At 65.4% G+C, this 480-nt stretch carries 1 pseudogene; it reads left to right on the plus strand.

From position 1 onward, the window contains the following. A pseudogene (locus EOA36_RS36855) lies at nucleotides 1–480 on the plus strand (DNA polymerase III subunit alpha); the annotation flags it as partial.

Raw genomic sequence — 480 nt, forward strand, 5'->3', positions numbered from 1 at the left:
GAACCGCATCTATTACTCGATGGCTGCCCTCAAGGGTGTCGGCGACGCCGCGGTGGAGCACATCGTCGCCGTTCGCGGCGAAAAGCCGTTCAAGAGCCTGGCCGATTTCTGCGAGAGGGTCGACCCGAAGATCGTCGGCAAGCGGGTTTTCGAAAGCCTGATCATGGCCGGCGCGCTCGACTGCTTCGGCCACGATCGGGCCCAGATGTTGGCTGGCGTCGAGCGGATGATGGGACTGGCGTCACTTGCCCAGCAGAACGCCGTTTCCGGCCAAGCCGATATTTTCGGCGCCTCGCTCGGCGCCCAGTCGCAGGCGCTCAACCTGCCGGCGACCGATCCGTGGCTCGCCGCCGACCGCCTGCACCGCGAATTCCAGGTCGTCGGCTTCTATCTCTCGGCGCATCCGCTCGACGAGTACAAGGCGGCGCTGCAGAAGATGCGGGTGCAGAACTGGGCGGAGTTCTCCGCTGCCGTCAAGCG

This window comes from Mesorhizobium sp. M8A.F.Ca.ET.021.01.1.1 (assembly GCF_003998025.1).
Taxonomy (GTDB): domain Bacteria; phylum Pseudomonadota; class Alphaproteobacteria; order Rhizobiales; family Rhizobiaceae; genus Mesorhizobium.